Raw genomic sequence first — 10650 nt, 5'->3', positions numbered from 1 at the left:
CGTCGCCAGCACCCTGCCCGAGCGCCACCCGTCAGCCCTGGTCGCGCTTGTAGCGGGCCTTGGCGACATGCAGGGCCCACGCCTCGGCCGAGTCGAGCTCCGCCCGCGCGCTGGCAAAGCGGTCGAGGCTCGCGTCGGTGCCATCGAGGGCGAAGATGGCATCGTGGAGCTCCTTCTGGGCCTGGGTGAGGCGGAGGCGGGTCTGCAACCACAGCCGGGCTGTCATGCTCGAAGTGAGCTTCACCTGGCTGGGAGCCCAGGTCTCCAGGGCTGCGAGGTCCGCCGACGTCAGCTGCTCGATTCCTACCTGCTCATGGGTCGTGTGCATGGTCGGATGGTTGCCACGGCCGCCAGGGCCAGCATCTGTCCGCTCGGGCAATGAGAAGCCAGCTGCTGAGCACTCGCTGACAGTTCCACCCTCTCCGGGGGCACCTCCTTCCCCGGGAATCCGAGTTCCGAAACTCCAGTCATCCGATTCCAAAGACACAGGGGCCGATGAAGCAGCGAGGCCCAGGCCTCCACCTCGACCGGGAAGACCTTCTGGCCGGCCAGTGGCTTTGCCATTGCAGCGCCCCACATGGAAGAGGGACCGAGCGCCATGCTCGGTCCCTCCTGGTTTGGCAGGCAGTTGTTACGGGGTGTAGGTGTAGCTGGTCACCCAGTCGATCAGCAGGTGTCCCGGCTGAGCGTTCGAGCGGTCCGGCGCGACCTGAATCGTCCAGCGGTGGTGGGTGTTAGGGATGTCGTGGGTGACCGTCTTCACCAGCGCTCCGTCCACGTAATACTTGACGCTCGTGGGGGTCCACTCGGTCGTGGCGACGTGCCAGTCCTCGAAGGTGGCGATGTTGGTCAGGCTGTCCGAGGAGCCGCAGTGCGGTATCGGGTCGCCGTCGTCGTCATCACAAGGGGTCGGGTGGTGATAGATGTTGAAGTAGCCGTCGAGCGGCCCCTCGGGGAAGTCTATCTCCCCGTCCGACCAGTAGTCAGACGCAGGCCAGACCATCATCGCCGTTCCGTTGCCCTCGGCGTCAACCGCCTTGAAGCGGATCGAGTAGCGCCCGTACAGGTGTCCCCAGGCGCGGTCCGGAGGACCGAACACACCCGCAGCACCGCGGTCACCATCGAGGTTGATGTCCATCATCCCGTCATGGGCGTTGATGAGCGCGCGAGGCCAGTAGATACCGGCGTCATCGTAGGGCCGCCACGAGTTCTCGTAGGTGCGCATGAACGAGCCAGTACCGGTTCCCGTTGACGCCGCGGTGTCAAAGTCCTGGACCATGTTCTGAGTCCAGCCGGGGAGGTTACCGACAGGTGCCCTCGACGTGGGCGGCGGGGTGGTTCCGCTCACGGTGAAGGACTTGTCCGGCATGTCCGGCCACGTGTTGTTGTACCCGACAAACAGAGCGTAGGTGTAGGTCCCGGGCTTGACTGTCATCGTGCCGGTGAGCGCGAGGCCCGTGGTAGGGACAACCACGTTGGTCTGCTTGGCGATGTCGTAGACCGTGCCGTCAGTGTGGGTGGCGAAGATCCCGACTTCCTGCACGGTGACCGAGCTGGAAGCCTTGATGTTGCCGTTCACGGTGACCGAGGTCCCGTTGACCGTCGCCGACAGGCTGTTTTCCGTGAATGTCACAGAGCCCGGAGGGGGCGTGGTCTGGGGAACGGTGAAGGTCTTGTAGGGAGTCCCACCGAGGACGTACCAGACACCATCATTCAGGACACAGGGAGCGTACTGATACGTCCCGTTGGCGAACGTCTTGGACGCCGAGGTGTAGGAGGTGCCCCCCTCAGCGGAGGTGTTGATATAGACGTTCGTGCGCTTCGAGAAGTCCAGCGCTCCACCGCTGTAGGGGTTCACACAGACCTTGTACTCCTCAACCTGCTCGCGCACGGACGCGGAGATGGAAGCGGTAGCCACGGCAGTGTTGCCCGTCACGGTGACGTTGGACGTGATGACGCTGAAGTTGGCAAAAGCTGCGCTGGCGCTGACCGCTCCGAACCCGAGAAGCACGACCCCTGCCGCGGCCAGAGCTGTGAGTTTTCGTTTCATTTTTTCTCCAAACTCCCGTCAGAGCGAGTGGCTCAACATCCACGTGTAGATGTCATGGCCCGCTGAACCGCTGTAGGTCCGGGACCAGGAGTCATGCCCCACGCCCTGATACAGCGTGAGCTGGGCCGGCGGGTTCGCCGCGGGATTGCAGACGTTGTTGAGCTTGTTGACAGGTTCGATGGACCCCCACTGAGACACGGTTCCATCCGCCGTGCCATGGAAGGCCCACACCGGGACGTTCCACATGTTGCAGATGGCAATCCCGTTGCCATTCCCCGCGATGGGAACGATGGCCGCGAGCTTCTGGGGAAAGGCCACCGCGTAGGACCAGGTGACGACAGCCCCCGCCGAGAGCCCCGTCAGATAGATGCGGCTCGGGTCCACGCGGTAGCGGCGCTTGGCGAACTCGATGATGCCGTCAATCTCACTGTTCCCCCACCAGGCATTGAACCGCTGGGGCGAAATGAGGATGAACGGGAAGTGGCGTCCATTCCGGATGAGGCGGGGCGGAGCGGTGACCTCCATGAGCCTCTCGAGGCCGGCGGCCGTCCCATCGCCCTCCTGCCCCAGGCCTCCCAGGAAGATCACCAGCGGATAGGTCGCCTCGGAATTGTCGTCATAGTCCTGCGGCAGGTACTCCCAGTAACCGTAGTTGATGCCCTGAACGGTGGTCCTGGGACGCGCCAGGATCTGCCCCTGCGCGGCCAACGAGCCCTGCGCGAAGAGCAGGACCCAACCCAACAAGATGCGCTGCGATGTCGACATAGCGACTCCTCTCCAACGATGGGGGACGTCGATACTTTAGTTACCAAGTTACACTTATTCCATGAATTGATTGAGTTGCAGTCTAGACAGATAAATCTAGATTCAGTGGAGACAACGGCGCCCCTGGCGTGCGGGCACGGCAACCCAGGCGGCCACCCGCCCACGAGCGCTCGTGTCATGACGTCTGACAGGGGGTTGGCATAGGCTGCCTTTTGTTCCTCACGAAAGGCTCCGACTTGAAGGCTACCTATACGCTCAGCCACCCCGTGCTCCCCATGGGGGCGTCGTCCAAGGTCGATCTGCTGGTGACGTTCTCCTCGGAGGGTACGGCGTCCACGCGACGCTCGCTCAACCTGGGGCTCGTCATCGACCGCTCGGGCTCCATGGCGGGTGCGCCGCTGAAGAATGCCATCCAGGCCTCGCACGAGCTGGTGGAGCGCATGCGCCCCGAGGACACGCTGTCCGTCGTCACCTATGACGACGCGGTGGCCACGGTGCTCGCCCCGGTGAAGGTCAAGGACAAGGCGGCCATCGGCAAGGTGCTCGCCCGGGTCAACGCGGGCGGCTGCACCAACCTGAGTGGCGGGTGGCTCAAGGGCGTGGAGCACGTGAAGAGCCAGCTGTCCGCCGAGGGAATCAACCGCGTGCTGCTGCTCACCGATGGGCAGGCCAACGCGGGCATCACGGACCCGGGCCAGCTCATCAACATGGCGCGGGAGAAGTCCAACGCGGGCATCATCACCACGACGCTGGGCTTCGGCGCCAACTTCAACGAGGACCTGCTCATCGGCATGGCCAATGCCGGCGAGGGGCACTTCTATTACATCCAGTCGCCCGAGGACGCCGCGGGGGTGTTCCGCATCGAGATGGAGGGCCTGGGCTCGCTGGTGGCGCAGAACCTGGAGGTGGTGCTGAAACCCGCCCCCACGGTCAAGGTGGCGAGCGTGCTCAACCGCTACCGCACCGAAGCGCGGGGCCAGGAGGTGTCCGTGGGCCTGGGCGACGTGTACGCCACGGAGCCACGGCAGCTCGCGGCGGAGCTGTCGGTAGCGGCCCCGTCGTCGGCCGGTCCGACGACGCTCGCCACGCTGGTGTTCAAGGCACAGGTGGTGGTGGACGGGAGCGTACGGGAGGTGACGGGCGAAGTGCCCATCCTCGCGCAGCTGGCCCCGGCCGCCGAGTCGGCGGCGGTGGCGGCGGACAGGAACGTGCTGGCCCAGACGAGCCGCCTGCGCATCGCGCGCGTGAAGGACCAGGCCATCGAGCTGGCCGACAAGGGCGAGCTGGCTTCGGCCTCCAAGCGTCTGCGCGAGGTCATCTCCGAGCTGTCGTCCCTCCTGGACAAGGCCTCGTACGAGCTCGCCGAGGAGGTGGAGCAGCTGTCGCACTACGCGCAGCGGCTGGAGTCGCGCACCTACGATGCCGTGCTCCGCAAGGAGCTGAGAGACCAGTCGTATCAGGCCGGCACGCGCACCCGTGGAGACCTGGCGCTGCGCGGGACGGCGGGAGGCTCGGCGGACAGCCTGGAGGCCGTGAGCGACGCGGGCGGTGGCATCGTGCTGGAGTGCGTGCGCGAGGGCGGCAAGCTGCGCGTACACACCGTCTCCCCGGGGTATGACGCGAGCTTCAACGTGCAGTTCCCCCGGAGCGCGCGCGAGGAGGGCGTGCGCTACGTGGTGGAGAAGCTGGAGACCTCCGGAGACGGCACCTTCTACCGGGTGGTGGGCAACATCAAGCGGCTGGCGGCGCCGGGACAGCAGCGGTCAGCACGCAAGCAGGAGGCGGCCCCCGCCAAGACGGGCAAGCCCACGGCCTCGAAGGTGACGGCCAGCTCGGCGGCGGACCTGCCCACGACGAACAGCGTGGGCACGGGGGTCATCGTCCAGTGCGTCAAGGAGGGCAGCAAGCTGCGCGCCCGAGTGGTGTCGGACGGGTACGACCCGAACCTCAACATCCGCTTCCCGCGTGAAATCCGCGAGGAGAACGTCCTCTACGTGGTGGACGAGATCATCACCATGGCCAACGGCAGCTCCTACATCGCCTGCGGCGACATCCGCCGGCTGGTGCAGTAGCGACGCGCGGACGACTCCCCTCCTCCACGGGTGCTCCCCGTGGAGGAGGTCACTTCCTTCGTCAGTTCGAGCTCTGGACTCCGACTTCCGGCCGGGTGGGGTCGTCGAAGACCGGGAGCGGCGCGGGGGGCAGCACGGCCTGGACCGGCGACGACGCCGTGAAGTCGAGGACCGGGTTCGTCGGCTGCGCGGCCTTCATCCAGAGCAGCGACGCCGAGAGGACCACCGAGGCCTCCTCGGCCGTGAGCCAGCGGCTCTCGGGGGCCACGAGGCGGATGAAGCGGGTGGGCGCGGGCTGCGAATCGGGCGCGCCCTCCTGGCTCCCATGGACGCTCTCGCCCGGCGCGTGGAACTCCTGCCAGCGGTAGTACTTGCCCTCGATGACCTGCAGGACCTCACGCTTCGGAAGGAGGTCATTGCGGTTGCTGGGCGGGTTCACCAGGCGGAAGTAGGCCGGCGGATGCAGCGGGATGGGGACGCCCCGCAGCGTCTTCCGATTCAGCAGCAGCGCGCTGAGGGACAGCTGCGGCTGCAGCTGACCGGCTCCGGGAGCGCCGACTCCGACGATACACGCCCTGTTCATCCAGGCCTCGACGACCTGCTGGTTCTCGGAAACCATGCGGGTGCCAATGCCATCCCAGGTGCTGCTGTGGCCCCGGTTGACGCCGACGATGTATCGCTCGTTCGTGCTGCTGTAATACACCCAGACCGGGCTGCCGCTGGCGCCTCCCGTCGAGGTCGCGTCGTAATACATCTTGCGTGACTCGTAGAGGCCGACGTCACCGAACCCGCGCCACTGCTCCTGCGCCATGCCGACCCCCGCGAGAGGCAGGTCCTCGGAGGGGTAGCCCGACAGGTTGATGAAGCCGGGCTCCTCCTCGAATGCGACGGGGATATAGGTGTTGATGCCCATGCTGCCGAACGAGCTCGACACGAAGATGGCGCCGTAGTCGTACTTGCTGTCGAGCGTGGCGACCCACCGGGTGTTGGTGGCGAGCCCCGAGTCCGACCTGCTCCCGAAGGGGTCGACGCTCGCGCCCTGCACCTCGCTGTAGTAGCTGCCGGGATGCACCGATGCAATCTCGCGCCACGTGCCCGTCTGACCGTTCCAGACCACGTGTCCGTTGGTCAGGACGGTGCAGCCCGCGATGAGCCCACCGCTGCCGCGGCCTCCGCCCACGGGGCCGATCTTCACCTTCACGATGGTGTGCCACGGAAACACGATGGGGCTCTCGACGATGTCGCGCTCGTCGGTGGCCTCCGCGGGGGACGCGAAGCCGACGAGGCCCGCGACGAGGGAGAGTGCAGCCGACGTACGGATGTATCGACGATGAACGTGTGACGAAGAAACGGACATGAAGCCTCCTTGCGAGTACAGAAGGCTTTTCGCGTCGGCGCCGGAAGATCCGACATGCCGTTGCGAGAAACAGCAGGGCTCCACTCCGTCCACCCGGTGGACACTCGCGCGTCGCCACATCTAGAGTCCCCTGAATTCCATGACTCGCAGCGTGACGGAGGGGACCGCGGAGCTGGTGGAGCGAGCACTCGCCCGGGATGGCGAGGCGCTGCGGTCCCTGGTGGACATGCTCACCCCCGTCATCCAGTCCCGCGTGGCGCGAGCCCTGCTGCGCCGGGCCTCGGCCGCGAGCGGGCGGAACATCCGCCAGGAAGTCGCCGACCTGACTCAGGACGTGTTCGCCGCCCTCTTCGCCGACCAGGGCAGGGCGCTGCGAGCGTGGAGGCCCGAGCGTGGGCTGACGCTGGCCAACTTCGTCGGCTTCGTCGCCGAGCGGCAGGTGGCCTCCATCCTCCGGACGACGTGCCGCAGCCCCTGGACGGAGGACCCGACCTTGCTGGAGGAGCTCGACTCCCCCGCGGAAGACTCCAGCGTGGAGCTGCGGCTGGAGTCCCAGCAGATGCTGGAAGCGCTCCTGGACCGCCTGCGCGAGGAGCTCAGCCCCCTGGGCCTGTCCCTCTTCGAGGCCATCTTCATCCACCAGCGCTCGGTACCCGAGGTCTGCGAGCAGATGGGCATGAGCCGGGATGCCGTCTACGCCTGGCAGAGCCGGCTGGGGCGGCTGAGCCGGCGGCTCGGCGCGGAGCTCATGTCAGATTCACAGGACCCGCCGCGAATACCTAAAGTGAGTGACGTTCCATGAGCGACAAACTTCTCCGGGAGCTGGGCCGCGTGGCGCGGGAGCGTCAGCGCGCCGAGGCACGCGACGGGCGCTGGGAGTCGCTCACGGAAGGGACGCTCTCGGAGGACGAGCGGCGGGAGCTGGAGCGGCTTGCCCAGGAGGAGCCGTCCGCGGCGGAGGCGTACGAGGCCTTTCGCCCACTGGATGCGACAGCGCGGGAGCACATCGCCGCACGCCTGGAGCGGGAGCTCGCGGAGCAGACCGCTGGTGGCACGCCACTTCTCTCACGCGAACCGCTGGCTCCTGCCCGCGAAGCGCAGTCTCCCGCCCGCCAGGCCCCACGCGCGCCCAGACGGGGCCTGCGGAGGCTCGCGCCGGCGGTGGCCGCCATGGCCGCTGCCGCCGCGCTCCTCTTCGTGCTCCTCCCCCGGGAGACACCTCCCCTGCCGGGCTACAGCCTGTCCGTCTCCAGCGAGCAGGCGGTGCGCGCCGGGGCGCCGGCGCAGGACGTGCCACGCCTCGGTCCCGGCTCCCGGCTCGACGTGCTCCTGCGCCCGGAAGAAACGGTGGAGGGAGCGGTGGAGGTGCGCGCCTTCCTCCTGAGGCCGGGCGAGGTACGGGCCTGGACACCGCCCCTGGAGCGCTCCGCGGAGGGCGCGGTTCGCATTCGCGGTCCGGTGGAGGAGCTGCTCTCCGTTCCGCCGGGCGAGTGGACCCTGGCCATCGCAGTAGGCCGTCCCGGGACACTGCCGGAAGCACCAGAGGAACTGCTCGCCGGAGTCGAGGAGGGCCGCGCGCCACAAGAGGGCCCCTGGAAGCTCCTCACCCAAAAGCTCCTCCTCGTGGACCGCCCTTGAGTCGGGCCTCGCTGCTGCTGGCACTGGGCCTGCTGCTCACCAGCGGGGCCTGTCAGTGCCGGAGCCAGCCGCCCGCCGCAGCGCCACCACCGCCACCCTCCCTGCACGTCGGGTTCGCCGGCTGCGCAGCCGTCACGAGCGGCCCCGTCTGTGAGCTGCCCGGAGACCGCCGCCTCCGGCTCTGGGTGGAGGTTCCCAAGCAGGTGGCGCTGAGCGTCTCCGCGGGTGGGGCTCGCCTTCCCGTGGAAGAGCGCGAAGTCCGAGGCGGACGCGCCTGCACCTTCGTGGTGCCGGCCGGAGCCACGGAGGTGGTGCTGGCGGTGAGCCTGCCCCAGGGCCCGGCGGTTTGGCGGCTGCCGGTGCGGAACTCGGAGCAGGTGCCGCTCCTCCAGCGTGCAACGGCGCTGCGCGCGGAGGGGAAGGCCGAGGATGCGGCGAAGCTGCTGCGCGAGGAGACGCCGGCCCTCCCGGAGGTCCCGCGCACGCGGGCGAAGAGCCTGCTGGCCCGCGTCGAATTATCGCTGGGCCATGCCGAGGAGGCGGCCGCGCACCTGAGGGAATCCATGGCGCTCCATCGCCTCGGGGGGCGGCGCTCGGACGAGGCCAGCGACGCGATGGTCCTCGTCTACACGCTCATCCACCACGGACGCCGCTTCACCGACGCGCGCGAGGTGCTCGAGGCCGTGGGCTCCATGGAAGGCAACCATCCCGAGGGGGGCGCCCAGCGGGCCTACCATGAGGGACTGCTGGCCCTGGAATCGGGAGACGTCGGCGCCGCGCTCCAGCACTTCGCCGAGGCGGAGCTGCTCGCGGAGCGGCTGGGCATCGGACGCCTGCACCGGGCCGTTCGGCAGGTGCTGGCGACGACGCTTCAGTCCCTCGGCCGCGACGAGGAGTCCCTCGTGCTGCTGGGAGCGCTGCGTGACGAAACAGCGGGCTCCGACTGTGAGAAGGCGGACCTGCTCACCAACATCGGCTGGGGACTGCTGCTCGCGCGGGAGGCCGGTGGCGCGCCACGGGGCGAGCCGGTGCCCCCGCTGGAGGAAGCGCTCGCCCTCTACCGCGGCGTGTGTGCCAGCCCTGACGACGAGGCCAATGTCCTCGTGAACCTGGCGCTGGCGGAGCTGCACGCCGGACGCGCCGGGGCCGCGGCGGCACGGCTGCGTGAGGCCCGCCACGCACGCCCCGAGCCGGGAGCCCGCCTCGCCCTGTGGTGGCTGGACCTCGAAGGACGCATCCACCTGGCCGCGGGACAGGCGCGTCAGGCACGGCAGCGCTTCGCACGGCTCGCGGAGCTGGCCGAGGCCTCGGCGTCCCCCGAGGCCCGCTGGCGCGCGGCATTCGGCCAGGCCCAGGCGGCGGAGCAGCTCGGGGACGTGCGCACGGCGCTCGCGGCCCATGCCCGGGCCGAGGCCCTGCTGGACGGCGAGGCCCTGCGGGTGCCGCTCATGGAGGGCCGGCACGTCTTCCTGCGTGAGCGCGAGCGCGGCAGCCGTGCGTACGTCGCGCTCGCGGTGAGGACAGGACACGTCACGGAGGCCCTGGAGGCGGCCCGGCGCGCGCGAGCACGGGTGCTCGAGGCCGTGCGGCTCTCGGACCGAGTGACGCACCTCCCGGCAGCGGAGCGAGCCCGGTGGGACACCGCCCTCGCCGCCTACCGCCAGGAGCGCGAAGCCCTGGACGAAGAGGCCGCGCGGGACTGGCGGCTGTCCACGGCCCGCCTCGCGGAGGTCCGCCAGGCCCGGCGACTGCGGGACGAACGACTGCGGGCGCTCCTGGAGGAGTCCTTCACCCTCCTCGTGCCCGCCGCCTCCGCGACGCGCTCTCCGCAGGGCACGCGTCCCCGTCCCGCTCCCGGGGAGCTGTGGCTCGTCTACTACCCTGCGCCACGAGGGTGGATTGGCTTCGCGGCCGCCGAGCACACCGTGAAGGCCCGCTTCCTCGAGCCCGTCGCGCCCGGTGCTTCGCCCGAGGTGCTGGCCGCCACCCTGCTGGAGCCCTTTCGCGAGGAGCTCCTCGCGGCCCGTCGCGTCACCCTGGTTCCCTACGGAGTGCTTCGCGCGGTGGACTTCCATGCCCTGCCCTTCGGCGCGGACGCGCTGGTCGCGGGGCGTCCCGTGGCCTACGCGCTGGACCTGGCGAGGCCGGAGCCGGCCGAGGCAGCCCCCCGCGAGCGCACCGCGCTCATCGTCGCCGACCCCGAAGGCAACCTCCCCCAGGCGCGAGAAGAGGCGCGGCTCGTCCACGCGGCGCTGCGCGAGGACTGGCAGGTCCAGGTGCAGTCGGGCCCCGCCGCGACGGGGGCGGGCGTTCGCGCCGCGCTCGAGCGCGCGGAGCTCTTCCACTACGCCGGGCATGGGCGCTTCGCCGGGCTCGGCGGTTGGGAGAGCGTGATGCCCCTGCACGAGGGACAGCTGACGGTGGGCGACGTGCTGGCCCTGCGTCGCGTTCCCTCCTGGGTGGTGCTCTCGGGCTGCGAGACGGTCCTCGCGGCCCAGGACTCTCCCGTGGAGGGCCTGGGACTGGCACAGGCCTTCCTGGCCGCCGGCGCACACGGGGCCGTGGCCGCCTGGCGCGAGGTGGACGACGCGCACGCCATGGAGCTGATGCGAGCGCTCTACCGCCACGACGGGCCCTTCACCGCCACCGGGCTGCCGGAGGCGCTCCGCCACGCCCAGCTCGAGCTTCGCGCCCGCCGGCCGGAGTCGGACTGGGCCGCCTTCCGCGCACTCGTTCCCTGAGCCACACCCCTCCCTCCTGGAGACACA

Annotated in this window: 8 protein-coding genes; 4 read left to right on the top strand and 4 right to left on the bottom strand. The window is 69.2% G+C overall.

The genetic code is table 11. The features are described 5' to 3' along the window. Window positions 1-31: 31 nt before the first annotated feature. The 3 genes from LXT23_RS10810 to LXT23_RS10800 all read right to left on the bottom strand — a co-directional run bounded on the left by LXT23_RS10810 (window position 32) and on the right by LXT23_RS10800 (window position 2815). Complete coding sequence (locus LXT23_RS10810; protein WP_253980036.1) at window positions 32-328, bottom strand: FruA-associating protein, FapA; 297 nt, start codon at window positions 326-328, stop codon at window positions 32-34. A gap of 303 nt (window positions 329-631) precedes the next feature. Continuing rightward, on the bottom strand, window positions 632-2050 hold the full coding sequence (locus LXT23_RS10805; protein ID WP_253980035.1) for a glycoside hydrolase family 16 protein: 1419 nt from the start codon (window positions 2048-2050) through the stop codon (window positions 632-634). Window positions 2051-2068: 18 nt separating this feature from the next. After that, window positions 2069-2815 carry a carboxylesterase family protein gene (locus LXT23_RS10800; protein ID WP_253980034.1) on the bottom strand — a complete coding sequence of 249 codons (747 nt, stop codon included), beginning with the start codon at window positions 2813-2815 and terminating at the stop codon, window positions 2069-2071. 236 nt (window positions 2816-3051) lie between these two features. On the opposite strand from LXT23_RS10800, the gene LXT23_RS10795 reads away from it, so the two are divergent. After that, window positions 3052-4887 (top strand): vWA domain-containing protein, encoded by a 1836-nt coding sequence (locus LXT23_RS10795; protein ID WP_253980033.1) that lies wholly within the window; start codon window positions 3052-3054, stop codon window positions 4885-4887. Between the two features lie 61 nt (window positions 4888-4948). Here LXT23_RS10795 and LXT23_RS10790 read toward each other — a convergent pair whose 3' ends face one another. Next, window positions 4949-6244, bottom strand: coding sequence for a trypsin-like serine peptidase (locus LXT23_RS10790; RefSeq protein ID WP_253980032.1), 1296 nt, complete (start codon window positions 6242-6244; stop codon window positions 4949-4951). Between the two features lie 139 nt (window positions 6245-6383). On the opposite strand from LXT23_RS10790, the gene LXT23_RS10785 reads away from it, so the two are divergent. Genes LXT23_RS10785 through LXT23_RS10775 form a run of 3 tightly spaced genes read left to right on the top strand, consistent with a single transcriptional unit; the run spans window position 6384 to window position 10623 of the window. After that, entirely contained in the window at window positions 6384-7046 is a 663-nt protein-coding gene (locus LXT23_RS10785) for an RNA polymerase sigma factor (RefSeq protein WP_253980031.1), read from the top strand. Then, a complete protein-coding gene (locus LXT23_RS10780; protein WP_253980030.1) occupies window positions 7043-7882 on the top strand; it encodes a hypothetical protein in 840 nt (279 codons plus the stop codon). Before LXT23_RS10785 ends, LXT23_RS10780 begins: the two co-directional genes overlap by 4 nt. Further along, complete coding sequence (locus tag LXT23_RS10775) at window positions 7879-10623, top strand: CHAT domain-containing protein (protein ID WP_253980029.1); 2745 nt, start codon at window positions 7879-7881, stop codon at window positions 10621-10623. Before LXT23_RS10780 ends, LXT23_RS10775 begins: the two co-directional genes overlap by 4 nt. The last annotated feature ends 27 nt before the right edge of the window (window positions 10624-10650 follow it).

Source organism: Pyxidicoccus xibeiensis (genome assembly GCF_024198175.1).
GTDB classification, from domain to species: domain Bacteria; phylum Myxococcota; class Myxococcia; order Myxococcales; family Myxococcaceae; genus Myxococcus; species Myxococcus xibeiensis.
This window is presented reverse-complemented; position numbering and strand designations above follow the sequence as displayed.